Origin of the sequence: Sphingomonas sp. GC_Shp_6 (genome assembly GCF_026540835.1) — a bacterium.
In the GTDB taxonomy this organism is placed as follows: Bacteria; Pseudomonadota; Alphaproteobacteria; order Sphingomonadales; family Sphingomonadaceae; genus Sphingomonas.
Genome location: NZ_JALNUO010000012.1, coordinates 1 through 17,351, shown reverse-complemented (window position 1 = coordinate 17,351; position 17,351 = coordinate 1). Strand labels below are relative to the sequence as shown.

Here is a 17,351-nt window from a genome sequence, read left to right as displayed (position 1 = left end):
CGAAAGAACGAACGCCATTGCGACCGTGAAGCGCTCTCCCTTCGTGCAGGATGCAAAGCATCGACGCCGCGGTCAATCTCGTATGAGCCCCGCGTACGGGGAAGGGCCGCAGATGCAGGATCACACCTAGAAAAACCGCGTGCGTTGTTGATTTGGCTCACGTATCTCCGCGACTGTTGGCCGACAAGATGTCGGCGGGGGGCGGCATGGGGGTATTCGGCAGACGAAGGCGCGTGTCGTTCCAGGCGTTCGTGTCCAGTGCCCTGGCCCTCGCCATCCTGGCATTCCTGTGTGCGCTCTCGGCGCGCAACGGCCATGCCGCGATGCATCCTGCCCCGGCATCGCGCGTGGAGGAGGACCTGCGCGGCGAGCATCTGGGTGTGGCGTCGTGCGCCTCCTCGACGTGCCATGGCCGGCAGGAACCGACAGGCGCCATCGTCCGGCAGGACGAGGTCGCCCGGTGGCAGGACGAGACGAGCGCGGCGGGCGCACACAGCCGCGCCTGGCGCGTGCTGGGGCAAGCGCGCGCGCAGGCGATCGCCGAGCGACTTGGGATCGGCGATCCGCAGCGATCCGCGCAATGCCTTAGCTGTCATGCCGATCCCGCACCGGTGCACGCCGCCGGCTTCCGGATCGCCGATGGGGTCGGCTGCGAGGCATGCCATGGCGGCGGCGCGCGCTGGATCGCCAGCCACGCCGCGACGAGCGCGACCCACGCCCGCAATGTGGCCGCCGGGATGGTGCCGCTCGACGATCCACAGGCGCGCGCCGCCGTCTGCCTCGATTGCCACCTCGGAAGCGACGCACCCGGGCAGTTCGTCGATCACCGGATCATGGCGGCCGGGCATCCGCGGCTCTCGTTCGAACTCGACCTGTTCTCCACGCTGGAGCAGCATTGGAACGAGGATGCCGATTATGTCGCGCGCAAGGGTCGGCCATCGCCGGTGCGTTTCTGGGCAATCGGCCAGGCGGATGCGCTGGTCCGGGCCCTGACGGTCTATTCCGGGCCGCGCGGCAGCGAAGGCGCCTTCCCCGAATTCGCGTTCTTCGATTGTCACACCTGCCATCGTCGGATCGGCGACGAGGCGGGCTTCCGCCCGTCGGCCCTCGCCAATCCCGGCCGGCCCATCGCGATCGGCATGCCCGCGTTCCAGGACGAGAATATCATCATGCTGTCGGCGGCGGCCAGGGTGCTTGCGCCCGAACAGGCCGCGCGGTTCGACGGCGATGCGCGCGCGTTCCACGCGGCCCTAGGGCAAGGGCGGCCGCAGGCGATCGGCGCGGCGGCGCGCCTGCGCACATCGGCTGCGGCGCTGGCCGCCGGCTTCGCGCAGCACCGCTTCGATCGCGGCGAGACGCTGGCGATCCTCCATGCGGTCGCGGTGGGCGCAGCTGCCCGTTATACCGATTACCAGGCGAGCGTGCAGGCGGTGATGGCGATCGACACATTGCTGTCCGCACTCGTGAAACAGGGTGCGATCCAAGTGCGGCAGGCAGCGGCGATCCGCGCCGATATCGACCACGCGTACCGCGCCGTGCACGATCCCAACGACTATCATGCGCTCGATTTCCGTGCGGCCTTGTCTCATGCCGCCGACGCCGTGCGGGGGATCGCATGATCCGCGCGATCCGGATGGTACAGCTTGCGCTGGCGGGTGCCGCGCTGCTGCTGACGTCCTGCGGGGGCGGCGGAACGCCGGAGACGACGTCGGCCGCGATCGCGACCGATGTCGCCGCGTCGGCGCCGACGACCCTGACCACCGCCGATGTCGGCCGCATCATCGCGCAGGCGGCCGGCGAGGCACGGGCCCGCGGGCTGCCATCGGTGATCGCGGTGACGGACCGGGTGGGCAACGTGCTCGGCGTCTTCGAGATGACGGGTGCGCGCACCACCGCGACGATCCCGCTTCCGGCGAACGGCGTCGGCCTGGATGCGCAGGGCGTCGCCTTCCCGGCCGCGCTGGGTGCGATCTCGAAGGCGTTGACGGGCGCCTATCTGTCGAGCGGCGGGAACGCGTTCACCACCCGCACCGCATCCGAGATCGTGCAAGAGCGGTTCCCGCCCGCACCATCGACGCTGGGGCTGGAAAGCGGACCGCTGTTCGGCGTGCAGTTCAGCCAGTTGCCCTGTTCGGACCTGATGGCTCGCTATGACGCGAGCGGGAGCGCGGGCGCGACGATCGGCCCCAAACGCGCGCCGCTGGGATTGGCGGCGGATGCTGGCGGCATGCCGCTCTACAAGAACGGCGTGCTGGTCGGCGGCATCGGGGTGATGGGCGATGGAGTCTACGGCTTCGATCCCAACATCCTCGACGTCGACGACGATCCCGAGGAAGCGATCGCGGTCGCAGGCGTCACGGGGTTCGAGGCGCCGCCCGCAATCACCGCGGACAAGATCACCATCGACGGCACGTCGCTTCGCTACAGCGACGCGACCGCCGCTACGCTGAAAAGCGTGCCCGGCGCCGCTGCCGGGTTCGACGCGATCAACGGCAGCGCCGGGCGGTTGTTGCCGGTGCGCGGCTATTTCGCCGACACGGGAACGCCCGCGCTGACCGCCGGCCAGCCGTTCGGCAACGAAGCGTCGGGCATTCGTCCGGCGACCGCGGCCGAATTCTCCGACGCCACCGCCTATGTGCTGAGCGACGGGCGCGGCAACAACCGCTATCCGATCATCGCCGCCACCGACGGCGGGGAGATCGCGCAACCGCTCACCGCAGCCGAGGTCCGCGCCACCCTGGAGGAGGCGTTCACGATCATGGGCCGCGCCCGCGGCCAGATCCGCCGTCCCTTGAACAGCGCGGCGCAGGTCTCGATCACCGTGGTCGACACGCGCGGCGTATCGCTCGGGTTCGTGCTCGGTGCGGACGCCCCGCTCTTCGGGATCGACGTCGCGTTGCAGAAGGCGCGCACCGCCGCCTTTCTGTCGAGCGGGCGTGCGGCGAGCGTTCTGCTCGCCGATCCGAGCAGCGACGTGCGCGGCTTCGTCGGCGCGACGCGCGGCTTCCTGTCCGATCCCGCGGCGCTCGGCGGCGCGACCGCGTTCACCGCGCGGGCGATCGGCAATCTCTCCCGTCCCTATTTTCCCGATGGCCAGATCGGCACGGCGAACGGCCCCCTGTCCCGGCCGATCGCGCAGTTCAGCCCCTTCTCCACCGGGCTGCAATCCGCGCTGATTATCGGCAATCTCGCGCAACATATCGGCTATGTCACGAACGAAACGCCGGACACGCCACGCCGCTGCACCGGCCAGCCTCTTACCGCGGCGGGGCAGGCCCGGGTGGCGAACGGAATCCAGATCTTTCCCGGTTCGGTGCCGATCTACCGTGGCGCGACGCTGGTCGGCGCGATCGGCGTATCGGGCGACGGGATCGATCAGGACGACATGATCGCGTTCCTAGGTCTCTACAATGCAGGCCAGCGCGCGAGCGGCATCGGCGAAGCGCCGTCGACGATCCGATCGGACCGGATCGTCGCCGGCGGCCCCGATGGCGTTCGGCTACGCTTCGTCGGCTGCCCCTTCGCTCCATTTCTCGACAGCAGCGTGCAAGATGCCTGTTCGGGCAAGTAAGACGGGGCGCTGGATCGCGGCGGCCGCGCTGTGCGGCACCGCCGTCCACGCGAATGCCCAGGTGACGCCCGCCGCGCGCGATGCGGTGTCGACGGCCGCACCGCTGCCGAAGGGATCGGACGTCGCCAACCCCGATCCGTCCGCGCAACTGGCACCGGCGCCGCCGCTTTCTCCCGCGGATCACGCGGCACTGGTTCCGCAGGCGGCACCGGCCGAACCGCCCGACCCGCTCGACGAAGCGCTGCTCGCTGGCCGGCGCCGCCCCGGCGTCGCCCAGCCCGTCCTGCCGACGCGCACCGTGCAGGACAATCCCGGAGCGATCCGTCCGCCCTCGGCCGATGCCTTCCCGACCGCGGAGTTCCCGGTTCCCGATCGCTGGCGGCTCGTCAGCGCGCTATGCCCCGACAAGACCTATGTCGCGGTGCAGGCGGTCTGCCATTCGCCGTTCGATCCCTATCATCAGAATGTGCTGAAGGGCGATCGGCCGATCGATCGCGCCAAGGTGCCGTGGTTGCCGATCCATGGCGACGACTGGTTCTTCGTCGCGTCGGCCATCAGCGACACCGTGATCGAGCCGCGGTCCTTCCCGACACCGGTCGGCGTCCAGACCACCGAGCGGCCCGGCAGCCTGGACGTGTTCGGGCGCGCCTCCAGCCTTTTCCTGGCGCAGACCTTCACCGCGTCGGCCGCGCTCATCAAAGGGTCGACCGCGTTTAAGCCGCCCGAGATCGAATATCGCCTGACGCTGGCGTTCAACGTCAACTATGCCCAGGTCAACGAACGCCGCATTCTGTCGGTGCTGCCATCCGCGGGAACGACGCGGACCGACGCGTTCCTGGGCGTGCAGGAAGCGTTCGTGGACTATCACCTGCGCAACGTGTCGGACCGCTATGATTTCGACGCGGTGCGGTTCGGCATTCAGGGGTTTCAGGCCGATTTCCGCGGGTTTCTCTTCAACGACGATGAACCCGGCATCCGCCTGTTCGGCAATCGCGACGACAATCGGTTCCAGTACAATCTCGCGCTGTTCGGGCGCCTGGAAAAGGACACCAATTCCGGCCTGAACGACGTGACCCAGAGCCCGCGCAGGGACTATGTCGTCATCGGCAATCTGTACCGGCAGGATCTTCCCGTGCCCGGTTTCACGAGCCAGTTGATCGTCGCGTACAACCGCAACCGCGAGGCGGGCAGCGTCCATATCGACTTCAACGGTTTTCCGGTGCGGCCCGCGCTGCTGGGCGATCTGCGCGGGCGCGACTATGACGTCACCTATCTGGGTTACAATGGCGACGGCCATTTCGGACGGATCAACCTGACCGCATCGAGCTACCTCGCGCTGGGACAGGACCGGAACAGCGTCTTCACGAGCCGCCCGGCCGAGATCCGTGCGTTCTTTCTGGCCGCCGAGGCATCCTACGACATCGACTGGGTGCGCGTGCGCGTTTCGAGCCTTTACGCGAGCGGCGACAGCCACCCTTACGACAATCGCGAGACGGGGTTCGACGCGATCCTTGAGAACCCGGTCTTCGCCGGAGCGGACACGAGCTACTGGATCCGCCAGTCCATCCCGTTTGCGGGCGGCGGTCGCGCGATCGGGATCAACGGGCGCAACGGCGTGCTGGCGGATTTGCGCTCGTCGAAGGACGAGGGGCAGTCGAACTTCAACAATCCCGGCACGGTATTGGCCGGCGCGGGTGCCGATTTCGACCTGACGACGACGGTCCGGTTGGCGACCAACGTCAACCATCTCTGGTTCGCGACGACCGAGATCCTGCAGGCGCTGCGCTCGCAGGCGAACGTCGCGCGCGACATCGGCTGGGACCTGTCGGCGGCGGCGACCTGGCGGCCACGGATGACCCAGAACATCGTCCTGCGCCTGTCCGCCGCGATGCTCGTTCCCGGCGGCGGCTTTACCGCGCTGTTCGCCCAGTCAGGCGGCAGCGGGCATTATTATTCTGTCCTCGCCAACGCGATCGGAAGCTTTTGATGGCGACGGCGTCTTTCCGATCCCTGCTGTGCGCGCTCGTCGCGGTGCTCGGCATCGCGCTGCTCGCCTCCTCGCTGCTGGCCGCCGGAGCGGACAAGCCGCATGCGCGCGTCTATGCGGTCACGCCGCCTGCCCCGGCGGGCGAAACGCGGGCCGAAGCGGAGGGCAAGAGCGCCGGGTGCCTCGGCTGCCATACCGCATCGGACGCGATGTCGATGCACAAGAGCAAGGCGGTGGTGCTGGGCTGTACCGACTGCCATGGCGGCGACCCCAAAGCCACGGTCGCGGCGGGGCTGAAGCCCAGCGACACGGCCTATGTCGCGGTGCGCGACCGCGCCCATGTCCTGCCCCTATATCCCGAACGCTGGAACTGGCCCGTATCGGCCAATCCCAAGCGCAGCTACACGCTGCTCAACAAGGAGGCGCCGGAATATATCCGGTTCGTCAATCCATCCGATTACCGCGTGGCGCGCGCCAGTTGCGGGGCCTGCCATGTCGAGATCATCGAGGCGGCGGAACGGTCGCTGATGGCGACGGGCGCGATGCTGTGGGGCGGGGCCGCGTACAATAACGGCGTCGCACCTTACAAGACCTACAAGTTCGGGGAGGCGTTCACGCATGACGGCCAGCCGGCGCTGCTCAAATCGCCTGGCCACCCGGTCGGCACCGTCACCGCCGCTCAGGCTGCGCGCGGTGCGCTACCGCAACTCTATCCGCTGCCCACCTGGCAAGTCGTACCGCCGGCCGACAATTTCCGCGTGTTCGAACGGGGTGGCCGCACGATCGGGACGCAGTTCGCCGAAATCGGATTGCCCAACCCCAGCGGCAGCATCCAGCGACTGGAGGAGCCCGGCAGGCCCGACCTGAAACAGTCGAACCGCGGTCCGGGCACCGGCCTGCGCGTCGCGATCCCCGTGCTCAACATCCACAAGACCCGGCTCAACGATCCGTTCACGACGATGATGGGCACGAACGACCAGCCCGGCGATTACCGGCAGTCCGGCTGCGCCAGTTGCCACGTCGTGTACGCCAATGACCGCGATCCGAAGCACAGCCTGACCTGGGCGCGGTTCGGTCGCGACGGGCAGACCGCGACCGCAGATCCCACCATCGCGGGCCTGATGGAGCGTGCCGCGGACGACCTCCATAGCGGCAGCGACAAGCCGATCCCGGCGGGCCATCCCGTGCTGCCCGGCAAGGAAAGCGGCCATCCCGTGGAGCACGCCTTCACCCGCGCAATCCCCACCGCACAGTGCATGACGTGCCACATGCACCAGCCGAACATCTTCCTGAACAGCTATCTTGGCTACACGATGTGGGATTATGAATCCGACGCGCCGCTGATGTGGCCGGGCAAGCAGAAATACCCGACCGCAGCGGAAGTCCGCGCAGTCAACGACCGCAATCCCGAGGCGGCCGCAGCACGGGGCCGGTGGAGCGACGTCGATTTCCTCCGCCGCGTGTCCGACGACGTGAACTCCAAGGCCAAGGATACGCAGTTCGCCGACTATCATGGTCATGGCTGGAATTTCCGCGCGGTCTACAAACGCGATCGGGAAGGCAATCTGCTCGACGCGGACGGCCATATCGTCCGCAACGACGATGCCGATAAATTCGCCAAGAAGGGCATGTCCGCCTTCGCCCCCGTGGGGGAGCAGAAAGGCAAGGCGGTCCATCTGATGGACATCCACGCCGAAAAGGGCATGCAGTGCGCCGACTGCCATTTCGCGCAGGACAGCCATGGCAACGGCCTGATCTACGGCGAGGTGGCGAACGCCGTCGAGATCGGGTGCAAGGATTGCCACGGCACCGCCGACGCCTATCCGACGCTGCGCACCTCCGGCCCTGCGGCGCGCCCCGGCGGAACCGACCTGTCGTTGCTGCGCAACCCCGATGGGCAGCCGCGGTTCGAATGGGGCACCGATGCCACCGGTCACCGGACGCTGCGGCAACGATCGATCGTCGATCCCGCGCTGAGCTGGCCGGTGTCGCTCGTCAAGAACTCGGTCGATCGCACGAGCCCCGACTTCAACATCAAGGCGGCGCGTGCCAAGCTGATGGCTCGCACCGGCGCGGAGACGGGGCATTTTGGCTTCGGCCCGGGCGTGGCGATGGGCGACCGCGCGCATGATCCGGGCAAGATGGCATGTTTCACCTGCCACCTGTCTTGGACGACATCGTGCGGCGGCTGCCATCTGCCGATCGAAGCCAATTGGAAGACGACGAGCCATAAATATAATGGCGAGGAGACGCGCAACTTCGCGACCTACAACCCGCAGGTGGCGCGCGACGACATGTTCCAGCTCGGCATCCACATGACGACGAAGGGCAACGAGATCGCACCGGTGCGATCGACATCGGCGCTGATATTATCGTCCACGAACGTGAACCGCGAGCGGATCTACGTGCAGCAACCGCCGATATCCGCCATCGGCTTTTCCAGCCAGGCGTTCGCGCCGCATTTCCCGCACACCGTTCGCACCACGGAGACCAAGACCTGTTCGGATTGCCATCTGTCTGCGGCGAACGACAACAATGCGATCATGACGCAGTTGATGCTGCTCGGCACCGGCAGCGTCAATTTCGTCGGGCTGAACTCCTGGGTCGGGCTGTCGGGCGGCGTCGAGGCGGTGCGGGTGACCGAATGGCAGGAGCCGCAGGCTGTGTTCGGCTCCTATCTTCAGCGCTACGCCTATCCCGATTACTACCGCATGCATGTCGAACGGAACGGCCGCGCGCTGATCGACTGGAACCGTGGTCGAACGATCGACCGCAAGCTGTCGGGCGAGCGCGATCCGATCGAGGCGATCCGCAACATCACCCATGCGACCGGCGGCGAGGCCAATTGCGTGCAGCTCCGCGGCGAACATCTGTATGTGGCGGAAGGAAAAGGTGGTTTCCGCGCCTATGACGTCGCGTCCATCGCCAACAAGGGGTTCTCCGAACGAATCGTCAGCGCGCCGGTATCGCCGCTCGGGCAGCGCACCGCGGTCGCCACCACCAACGCGACGTGCATGGCGCTGCCGACCAACCAGCCGATCAGCCCCCTGCGCAACACGCCGGCGATGCGGCAGGCGAACCAGGAACAGGCGTTTGATCCGATCTACCATTATGCCGCCGTCACCGACTCCGTCGAGGGCCTTATCCTCGTCAACGTGGACACGATGGCGGACGGCGAACCGCGCAACAACTTCCTGAAGCGCGCGGTCACGTGGAACCCGAACGGGGTGCTGGACGGGGCACGCCACATCATCCTGGCGGGGCATGTCGCCTATGTCACCACGGCGAAGGGGTTGGTCGTCGTCGATTTGGCCGATCCGCTCCACCCCCGGCTGACGGCGACCGTGGCGCTGCACGATGCGCGCGCGTCGGCGATCCAGTTCCGCTATCTCTGGGTCACGACGGCCGAGGGGTTGCGCGTCCTCGATGTCACGCATCTGATGCAGCCGCGCCTGTTGCCGGCGATCGTACCGCTGGGCGATGCGCGGCGCATCTATGTCGCGCGGACCTATGCCTATGTCGCGGCCGGTCGCGACGGCCTCGTGATCGTCGATGTCGTCAATCCCGAAGCCCCCAAGGTCTACAAACGCGAGACGTTCGGCGGCAGGATGACCGATGCGTCCGATGTCGTGGTGGGATCCACCAACGCATCGCTGTTCGCCTATGTCGCGGACGGCGCGGCAGGGCTGAAGGTAGTCCAGTTGATATCGCCCGCCAGCCAACCCAATTTCTACGGCTTCTCGCCACCGCCGATGCCCGAGCTGATCGCATGGGCGCGCACGCCCAGGCGCGCGCTGGCGCTTTCGCGCGGGCTCGACCGCGACCGCGCGGTGGACGAGACGGGCGGGCAGATCGCGGTGTTCGGGCGGCTGGGCTCGCGGCCGTTCACGCGGGCGGAGATGGAACGGTTCTTCCTCACCAAAGGCGGCGCACCGTGGAAGGTGGTCGACAAGGCGGACATCGCCGATTGGGTGCCCGCGCGGTAAGGGCCGAACGACGCAGCACGTGCTCGGCACGAGCGCACCGACGTCACCCCTGCGCTAACCGTCGCGTGGTTTGCGGATGATGGCAGCGCTCCGCCGCCGGATCGGCGCGTCGTCGGGGCCGGGTGCGCTTTGGTGGAAGCCGTGACACAAGGCGCAAGACGACGGCACCTGCCCGCGATGCGCGGTTTTCTCGCCGGCATGGCAGCCCCGGCACTCGGCGATGCGCGGCAGGATGACGTCGCGCGCGTCGTTCGACCTCGCCGCGGCGTGGCAGCTAGCGCAGCTTTCGGCGGCATGGGTACGATGATCGAAGACGCTGCGCGCGAGGTAACGGATCGGGATCGTGACCGGTGCGATCCCGAAGGCCAGGCTTCGGGCACGGGGCGGCGGGATGATCCGATGGCAATCCGCACAGGCGCCCCCCGGTGCGAACAGCGCCCGCACGGCCCGGTCGGTCGCGCCGCCCCGATCCGCCACCGCCTCGCCATAGAGCGCACGCGCGCTCGCTGCCGCGAAGTCGCCCGGAATGCGACGGCTGGCCACATTCACGGCGGCTGGCCGGGCGACGCCATGGGCGGCATAGAAATCCTGCAAGGCACCGACCGCCTGCTCCGGATTGCCATGGGGCAACCGACGGACCATGCCGTCGGCGCGCCCGAACGCCAGCGAATGGCAAGACTGGCAATTGGCTTCCATGCTGACGGCGCGGAAGCCGCCCTCGGCATCGAGGACATGGCAGCTCGCGCATTGCAGCCCCCTGCCCTTCGGCGCCTGCCCCAGCGTCTGCGCCATCCGCGCGACGCCGTTGCCGGTGGCGAGATGCTGCGCATGGGTGAATTTCAGCCCGGTGTCCTGCTTCGGATTGACGGCGAGTGAGACGCGCGCGTGCAGCGCATCGGCGCCTGGCCGCAGCAGAAGCGTGGGGCGGAATTCGGGATGCGCGGTGCCGAAATCGGCCGCATTTTCTAGCCGCGTGTCCGGCAGCCTCGCCTTCAGATCGGCGTGGCAGTCGCTGCAGAAACGCTGCGGCGTCGGCGCCATCGCGACTGCACCCAGATGCTCCTGGTGGCAATCCGCGCATCGTCCGTCGGGCCGGCCGAACACCCGGGCGATCGTCAGGCGCAGGCGCGCGCCGGCATCGGGAGGCGAGCGTGCCGCCGCCAGACGGGCCGAATCCGCATGGTCGTGAACCGTGGCGTGACAGGATCGGCACGTATCGTCCGTCACCGCGACAAAGGCTTTGCGGTGGCAGGCGACGCAATGGCCTCCCAGCCCGGCATGCGCGCGCGACAATTTGCCGGGCGACCAAGCCGCATCCGCATGCGGGTCGGCAGAGGCGCCGGCAATCTGCTGAGGGCTCAGCCGCGCATGGGCGGAGCCGTAGAACGACCAGATCGGCCAGACGAGAAAAGCCGCAAGGATCGCGACCGCCAGCAGCCACGCAATCCGCCGCTTGCCCGGCGCGACGCCCGCCAGCGAAAAGCGGTTGCGTCCGTCGCGTCGTTCGGTGGCATGCGCCGGCATACGCTCGACCAGGATCGTGACGTCGCCCGGCGTGTCGCCGGCGCCGATCAGCAGCCGGAACGCACCCAGGACGATCTCGCCCCCGCGCGCCAGATCGATGGTGGCATGCTGCGTGAACAGACCATCGACATCGACCGGCAGATTGTCCCCGGCCTCGACCAGGACGCGCCCGGTGGCCGCGAGGCGGATGACCGCATGGTGCCGCGTGATCGCCAGATCGGGCAGATGGATGTCGCTGCCGGTGTCGCGTCCCACAGTGATCGCATCGCGTTCGATGCGGCGTTCGCGCGCGATGTCGCGGCCGGCGGCCGAGCGGGAGACGGTGCGGATGACGAACGCCATATGCGCGTCACCAGTAGAAGAAGACGGAAACGATATGCGCGGCAAGCGCCGCGATCAGCGCGATCGTCACCGGCACATGGACGTACAGCCAGATCTCGAGCAGCGCCCTGATGCGAAGATGACGCTGAATCTGATCCAGGATCATCAGCTTGCGGTCCAGCAGCGCCTCGACCTTGTCGACCGCGGCATCGCCATGCGCCTGCCCCAGCCGGTCGCGCGCCCTTCGCGTCGGGCCGATGCGGTCGCGGCCGGTGAGCCGCGCGCGTAGGCCGCCCGCGAACGCGTCCTCCCGCAGTGCCGCATCGATCAGCCTCGCATGGATCTGATCGAGCGGCTGGGCGGCATCATGGAGCTGCCGGTCGATCGCGCCGAGATTGTCCAGCATCTGCGCTTCGGTTAGTTCGCCCCGATTCTCGGACAGCGCGCGCGGCAGCGTGGCATAGGCGAGCACGCCGAACAGCCCCGACACGATCACCAGGATCATCAACGCATAGGCCAGCGTGTGGACATTGTACCCGAACTGAAACCCGGTGTGCAGCGTGCCGATCATCAGCAGCGACAATCCCAGATAGACATGCGCCGACGTCCAGGCCTTCAGCGACCATGCACCCGGCGTCATCCGCCGTTTGCGGATGCCGAGCGCGGCAAGCCACAGGATCAGCAGCGCACCGATCGTTCCGAGCGTATAGCCGTACCACGTCCCGCCGCCCGGCCGCGGCGACGGATCGTGCAGTGCATAGACGATGACGGCGAACGCCGATCCGCCCGCAGCGATCTTCGCCCAGCGGAAATGCCGGTGGCGCAGAAACCCCTCGTGCCGCAACGCCGCGCCGTGCGCCCGCCGACCCTCGGCGCGCGACGCCATCAGCGCTTGCCACCCAGGCGCGAGACCGACAGCAAGGCTTCGGGCGCGACGCGGATCGCGGCGCCCGTGGGGCAGGCGCGCACGCAGGCCGGGCCACCCTTGATCCCGGTGCACATGTCGCACTTGATCGCCTTCTTGGCCGCCTCAATGCCCTTGCTCCGGCGCGTGACCCAGCCCTTGCCGGGTTCGCCGGGCCCCGGGCCGCGATCGAACAGCATCCAACCGAACAAGCCGGGCTTCTTGGGCGGCACCTTGTCCATGCGGATCACGCCGTACGGGCAATTGCGCTGGCAATTGCCGCATCCGATACAGGTGTCATCGATGAACACCTCGCCGTCCGGTCCGCGATGAATGGCGTTGGGCGGGCAATCCGCCATGCAATGCGGATGCTCGCAGTGACGGCACGAGGTGGGGACGTGGAGATGCGCGTAGGTTCGCCCCGCTTCGCGGTCGAGCCGGGACAATCCGTCGTGACTGTCGGCACACGCCTTCTCGCAATTGTCGCATCCGACGCACAGTTTCTCGTCGATCAGCAACACGTCGGTCGCCTCGCCCAGCCCGCTTTCGATCAGGAAGCCGGCGACGCTGGAATACATGTCCACGACGCCCGAGAAGCTTTCCTTCTTCGCTTCCACGAACGCGTTCACGTCGCGCCGCGCGGCCATGTCGACGCGCGCGCGTTCGGCGAGTTGCGGCTTGTGGGCGAGCAGCCGGGCGAACATGTCGCCGTCGATGCGGATCACCTCGGAGCGGATCGCGGCGCGCACGCTCGCGGTCCGCTTGCTGCCGTCGATCAGCGCCATCTCACCGAAATACGATCCCGCGGGAAGATAGGAGAGGAACACCGGCTTGCCCCCCACCTTCTTCTCGACGACCATCGATCCGGTGCGCACCACGAAGATGTCGCGCCCCTCGTCGCCTTCCGCCACCACCGTCTCGCCGGCCTTGATCGACCGGACTTCGGCGGTTTCGAGCACGCCGACCAGATCGGCCGGCGTCAGGCCGGAACCGAAGATCTGAAGCAATTGGCGCTCGATGGAGATGCGCGTGACCGCGCGGGCCGCGGTCGGCACCGAGGCCATCAGCTTCAACGCGGCGGTGCGCGGGATCTCGATCAGGATCGACTCGGTCGTGGTGCGCACCGTCGCACCACGCGGGCGGCCGGAGATCAGCCCGACTTCGCCGACGATCGATCCCTGGCCGATCGGCACCGTCCGATCGCCGCCCACATCGACCACGACGCCGCCTTCGGCGATCGCGAACAGCGACGATCCCGGCGCGTTGCGTTCGAACACGATCGCGTTCGCCGGATAGGCACGCACTTTGGAATCTAGCATGAACTCGCGCATCTGCAGCAGCGACACCTCGTTCAGGATCGAGATGCCGCCGCGGAGCAGATCGAGCCACTCGTCGACCGATCGACGCTGCGGAAGATCCGCAAACCGTGCCTCCAGCAACGCTTCGTCCGCCGGTTTCAGCGTCCGGTTGCCCGCGATGAACTCCACGACATCATGGCCCTGGTTCATGCAATGCTTGATGAGCGGATAGCCGGCCAGGGCGCCGATAACGTAGAGGCCCGGCACCGACGATTCGAACGTCGGCGTCAGCCCCGGATACGCACTCCGATCCGCGCTCGTAAAGGCCACGCCGGTGCCGGCCACGATGCTGCGTCGTCCGTCGCGATCCTGGAACGTGGCGCAGCAGGATTCCACGAACGCCCGCGGCGGCGCGGATCCCAGCCGCGCGATCACCCGGTCGCACCGGTTCGTCACCTCGCCATCGCGCGTATCGAGGCGGATCGTGCCGCGATCGATCGCCGCCGGCGTCGTTTCGCGCATCACCATGATGCGGCCTTCGGCTTCGGCCTCCAGCAGCGCCTTCACGTTCGCGCTTTTCGCTGTCACGAATTCGGGGCCGCGATTGACCAGGGTGACCGTGTTACGCTGTTCGGGGTCGGCGGCGAGACCCAGGGCGTTCTCGATCCCCGCATCCCCGCCGCCGATCACGGTGATATGTTCGTCGATGCAATCGGCAGGGTCGTCGAGTGTGTACTGCACGACCGCGTCGGCCTCCACGCCGCAGCGCACGACATTGGGGTTGCCCTGCGTCCCAATCGCCAGGATCACCGTGTCGCCCTCGATCTTGCCACCGTCCGCCAGCGCAACGACGAACGCGCCTTGCGAGCCGGTCACGGCCGTGACGTTGGCCTTGTACAGGACGTTGATTCCGCAGACCGCGGCGCCCGTCGTCCACGCGTCGAGCACCGCCTCGCGCTCGCCCGCATCGAAGGGCAAATCCGCGCGCAAGACCAGTTGGCCAGGCGTCGCCATGACGTGCTTGCCTTTCTGGTACCGATAGATGGTGTCCGACAGATGATCCGTCTTTTCGAGCAGAACATGGTCGAGCCCCAGCGCTGCCGCATGCGCTGCGGCGCTCAAACCAGCGGGACCCGATCCGATGATGATGATCCGGTGCCGGATTTCGAAGCTCCTGCTTGCTTGCGTATAGCTGACCGTCTGACAGGTGGTCGCAAATCTTCCTAGCTGCTAAGTGCCGCGCGGGATAGGTGGCACAACGGTGGAGCGACGATGGAGTTGGAACGGTTCGGGCGGTACACGCTAGCCGGGGCAACTGTGCTGCTCGTCGCCATTCTCGTGGTTCAGTATCGTCCGACCGGCCATCTGCCGAACGCGCCTTCTACCGAGAGCGCGAACGGCGGATCGCAGGACAGCGTCGCGACTCTCGAGGCGAAGGTCGCCGCGCAACCTCGGGATGCGCCGGCATGGGTGGCGTTGGGGCGGCGATATTTCGCGGCGTCGCGCTACACCGATGCGACGCAGGCCTATGCCCACGCGACGGCGATCGATCCGGGAGACGCGGCGGACTGGTCGGCGCTTGGCGAGGCGATGGTCCTGGCGAACAAGGCGGTGACCGACGATGCGGCCCATGCCTTTCGTCGCGCGCTGGACGCCGATCCGCATGATGCGCGCGCGCGCTATTTTCTCGGCGTGCGACAGGATCTGTCGGGCGATCACCGTGGCGCGGTGGCGGCATGGATCGACGTCCTGAACGACTCCCCGCCCGACGCGCCCTGGGTCGACTCCGTCCGCGCGCTCGTCAGGCAGGTCGCCGCACGCTACAGGATCGATGTCGCCGAACGGCTGCATCCGGTGAGCGAAGCCGCGCATGCCGCAGCACCATTCGACGGTCAGGCCGTGGCCGCGGCCGCCATTCCGGGGCCGGACGATCAGCAGATCACCGCCGCCGCGCGCTTGACGCCGAGCGATCAGGACAGGCTCGTGCGCGGCATGATCGAGCGGCTTGCAGCCCGCCTGGACACGAACCCGGACGATGCCGCCGGATGGATCCGCCTGATGCGCGCACGCTCCACCTATGGCGATGCAGCGGGCGCCAAGCAGACGCTGGAACGCGCAAAGGCCGTATTCGCGGGCAGATCCGGGATCTTAAAGCAGATCGACATCGCGGCACACACACTCGGTTTGGAACCCGGCTGAGCCCATGTATGGTGAATGGAGTGTCAAAGCCGGCATAACCAATGGTTCATTCCATCGATCTACGTATCGGGCTTCGTTTCTTCGCGGACACACAGCCATGGCTACTATCTGGACGGTCGCTGGAGAAGGTTCGTGGATCGCTGCGACCATCCTGCTCCCGGTGGTCAGGAAGCGAAGCGGAAGCGGCGCTCGACCGCTTGGCGACCGGCCCCTCCGCCCCCCGCGGTCCGACCAGCATCAAACATGGTGGACGCCGTAAGCGCAAAGACGCCCGATGCGTGAACCGATGCTGCAAGCCGCGTTCCCGGCGCGTTCAGCCTCCCCGCCCTATGACGTCCCTTCGAAGGAGAGACGACATGAAGATTGCCACTCGATTTGTGCCGTGGCGCTTCAGCGCTTTCTTCATGAAGGTTAGCGCTGCGTCCTTGTCCCTCGTCTTCGTGACGTAGCTCTCGAGGATCTCGCCCTCTTCATCGACTGCTCGCCAGAGGTACACCATCTCGCCGTTCAGCTTCACGTACATCTCGTCCAGATGCCACCGCCACTGGCGAAAGCCGCGCATGTGGTTCACCCGCTGACGGCGAATGTCGCCTGCAAACAGGGGCCCGAACCTTTTTCACCACATCCGCACCGTCTCGTGGCAGACATCGATCCCGCGCTCAAACAGCAGGTCTTGACGTTCCTCAAGCTCAGAGGAAACCGCACGTATATCAGCACCACAAGGCGGATCACCTCGGGTGACGAGTTGAAGTGGCGAAACGGCGATGGCGGGAGAACACGTGAACGGCGGGGCATCAGCCGCCGCTACCAGCCCCCTGCCCTGACTGCCACCTTGGTCTGACAAAGCCGTAGCGTAGAGTATGACATTAATTCGCCTCAGGCCTTTTGGGGGCAGGCCCTGCGTCATGCAAATCAGCAGCGGCTTCGAGACGAGCATCGCTCTGCACGATTTCAGGCGGCACCGTCGGCATGGCATCGAACGGCAAGTCGCGATGCAGCGTCGATGCCCAGCGTTCGAGCCACTCGTTGCCGTCAGGGCCAATGTAGCGATCAGCCGTGCGGTAGGCCGGGTCACGCATCGCGACGCGTAGCGGCACCACCTGCAGCCTCGCTCGGCGCAGGATCGTGGCAAGCCCATCGATGCTCGCCGCATTCAGGCGGCTGGCGTGGAGCAGGAAGACGAAAGCCGGTTCGCGTCCGAACAGCGTCGTACCGGTGCGGACATACCAGGCAACGATCGCCCGCGTGAAGGCCAGGTACTGTTCGCGTATGTGGGTCGCCTCAGCAGCGGCGCCGCGTGCGACGGCGTCGTCATAGGGTGCCGAGAACTGCCAGTCGCTGTTCTCCATCGTCACCGGCGCAACGCGGTAATGATGCACCGCAAGCCAATTTACGACCCGGTCGTGGCTGGCCCGCGTCTGACCAGTCTCCAGATAGGGGTAGCGGAACGGTGCTGTCAGTCTAACGCGAACCCGTCTCCACACGATGCACGTCACGCTTTGTACGCATCTGCCTAGCTTGCGAAGACCTGCCACTCCGCCAGCGCGGCGGAGCGTCGTTT

At 67.1% G+C, this 17,351-nt stretch carries 10 protein-coding genes and 1 pseudogene; 6 read left to right on the top strand and 5 right to left on the bottom strand.

Translation table 11 applies throughout. The annotated features are described in order from the left end of the window. The first annotated feature begins 251 nt into the window (after positions 1–251). From OXQ95_RS13510 to OXQ95_RS13495, 4 genes are read left to right on the top strand one after another with little or no spacing between them, the layout of a single operon-like run. Positions 252–1,619 carry a multiheme c-type cytochrome gene (locus OXQ95_RS13510; protein ID WP_267381975.1) on the top strand — a complete coding sequence of 456 codons (1,368 nt, stop codon included), beginning with the start codon at positions 252–254 and terminating at the stop codon, positions 1,617–1,619. Continuing rightward, positions 1,616–3,571, top strand: coding sequence for a heme-binding protein (locus OXQ95_RS13505; RefSeq protein ID WP_267381974.1), 1,956 nt, complete (start codon positions 1,616–1,618; stop codon positions 3,569–3,571). The genes OXQ95_RS13510 and OXQ95_RS13505 overlap by 4 nt, the downstream gene beginning before the upstream one ends. Beyond that, on the top strand, positions 3,552–5,558 hold the full coding sequence (locus OXQ95_RS13500) for a hypothetical protein (RefSeq protein WP_267381973.1): 2,007 nt from the start codon (positions 3,552–3,554) through the stop codon (positions 5,556–5,558). The genes OXQ95_RS13505 and OXQ95_RS13500 overlap by 20 nt, the downstream gene beginning before the upstream one ends. Then, positions 5,558–9,544: a multiheme c-type cytochrome gene (locus tag OXQ95_RS13495; RefSeq protein ID WP_267381972.1), complete on the top strand. Its 3,987-nt coding sequence runs from the start codon at positions 5,558–5,560 to the stop codon at positions 9,542–9,544. The genes OXQ95_RS13500 and OXQ95_RS13495 overlap by 1 nt, the downstream gene beginning before the upstream one ends. A 54-nt stretch (positions 9,545–9,598) precedes the next feature. Here OXQ95_RS13495 and OXQ95_RS13490 read toward each other — a convergent pair whose 3' ends face one another. From OXQ95_RS13490 to OXQ95_RS13480, 3 genes are read right to left on the bottom strand one after another with little or no spacing between them, the layout of a single operon-like run. After that, entirely contained in the window at positions 9,599–11,410 is a 1,812-nt protein-coding gene (locus tag OXQ95_RS13490; protein ID WP_267381971.1) for a cytochrome c3 family protein, read from the bottom strand. A 7-nt stretch (positions 11,411–11,417) separates the two neighbouring features. Beyond that, the gene (locus tag OXQ95_RS13485) at positions 11,418–12,275 is read right to left on the bottom strand and encodes a hypothetical protein (RefSeq protein ID WP_267381970.1); all 858 of its coding nucleotides are present in this window, start codon (positions 12,273–12,275) and stop codon (positions 11,418–11,420) included. Further along, positions 12,275–14,755, bottom strand: coding sequence for a cyclic nucleotide-binding domain-containing protein (locus OXQ95_RS13480; protein WP_267382034.1), 2,481 nt, complete (start codon positions 14,753–14,755; stop codon positions 12,275–12,277). Before OXQ95_RS13480 ends, OXQ95_RS13485 begins: the two co-directional genes overlap by 1 nt. A 108-nt stretch (positions 14,756–14,863) precedes the next feature. Between OXQ95_RS13480 and OXQ95_RS13475 the strand changes: the two genes are divergently transcribed. Further along, on the top strand, positions 14,864–15,790 hold the full coding sequence (locus OXQ95_RS13475; protein WP_267381969.1) for a tetratricopeptide repeat protein: 927 nt from the start codon (positions 14,864–14,866) through the stop codon (positions 15,788–15,790). 313 nt (positions 15,791–16,103) lie between these two features. Here OXQ95_RS13475 and OXQ95_RS13470 read toward each other — a convergent pair whose 3' ends face one another. Further along, the gene (locus OXQ95_RS13470; protein ID WP_267381968.1) at positions 16,104–16,307 is read right to left on the bottom strand and encodes a DDE-type integrase/transposase/recombinase; all 204 of its coding nucleotides are present in this window, start codon (positions 16,305–16,307) and stop codon (positions 16,104–16,106) included. Between the two features lie 15 nt (positions 16,308–16,322). Here OXQ95_RS13470 and OXQ95_RS13465 point away from each other — a divergent pair, with 15 nt between their 5' ends. Then, positions 16,323–16,631, top strand: coding sequence for a hypothetical protein (locus OXQ95_RS13465; protein WP_267381967.1), 309 nt, complete (start codon positions 16,323–16,325; stop codon positions 16,629–16,631). A gap of 25 nt (positions 16,632–16,656) precedes the next feature. On the opposite strand, the pseudogene OXQ95_RS13460 reads toward OXQ95_RS13465, so the two are convergent. Then, a pseudogene (locus tag OXQ95_RS13460) lies at positions 16,657–17,351 on the bottom strand (hypothetical protein); the annotation flags it as partial.

Bases quoted from the DNA above. Each gene is read 5' to 3' on its own strand.
- OXQ95_RS13505 (WP_267381974.1), top strand. From the start codon at position 1,616: ATGATCCGCGCGATCCGGATGGTACAGCTTGCGCTGGCGGGTGCCGCG.
- OXQ95_RS13500 (WP_267381973.1), top strand. From the start codon at position 3,552: ATGCCTGTTCGGGCAAGTAAGACGGGGCGCTGGATCGCGGCGGCCGCG.
- OXQ95_RS13495 (WP_267381972.1), top strand. From the start codon at position 5,558: ATGGCGACGGCGTCTTTCCGATCCCTGCTGTGCGCGCTCGTCGCGGTG.
- OXQ95_RS13490 (WP_267381971.1), bottom strand. From the start codon at position 11,410: ATGGCGTTCGTCATCCGCACCGTCTCCCGCTCGGCCGCCGGCCGCGAC.
- OXQ95_RS13485 (WP_267381970.1), bottom strand. From the start codon at position 12,275: ATGGCGTCGCGCGCCGAGGGTCGGCGGGCGCACGGCGCGGCGTTGCGG.
- OXQ95_RS13475 (WP_267381969.1), top strand. From the start codon at position 14,864: ATGGAGTTGGAACGGTTCGGGCGGTACACGCTAGCCGGGGCAACTGTG.
- OXQ95_RS13465 (WP_267381967.1), top strand. From the start codon at position 16,323: ATGCCACCGCCACTGGCGAAAGCCGCGCATGTGGTTCACCCGCTGACG.